The following is a 311-nucleotide window of genomic DNA, read 5'->3' on the forward strand; positions in this document are numbered from 1 at the left end:
GACGCTGCAGGACATCCTGTGCCGTTTCGAGCGGATGCGTGGCCGCGACGTGCTGTGGCAGCCCGGCACCGATCATGCCGGCATCGCCACCCAGATGGTGGTCGAGCGCCAGCTGATGGAACGGCAGGAGCCGGGACGGCGCGACATGGGCCGCGCCAAATTCCTTGAGCGGGTCTGGCAGTGGAAGGCCGAGAGCGGCGGCACCATCGTCAACCAGCTCAAGCGCCTCGGCGCATCCTGCGACTGGTCGCGCGAGCGCTTCACCATGGACGAAGGGCTGTCGCGCGCCGTCGTCAAGGTATTCGTCGAAC

Annotated in this window: 1 protein-coding gene; it reads left to right on the forward strand. The window is 67.5% G+C overall.

The genetic code is table 11. From position 1 onward, the window contains the following. Positions 1-311 (forward strand): class I tRNA ligase family protein (locus tag BT993_RS06990; protein ID WP_143604331.1); only part of this gene is annotated, 311 nt, incomplete at both ends.

Origin of the sequence: Streptobacillus ratti, from assembly GCF_001891165.1 — a bacterium.
In the GTDB taxonomy this organism is placed as follows: domain Bacteria; phylum Fusobacteriota; class Fusobacteriia; order Fusobacteriales; family Leptotrichiaceae; genus Streptobacillus; species Streptobacillus ratti.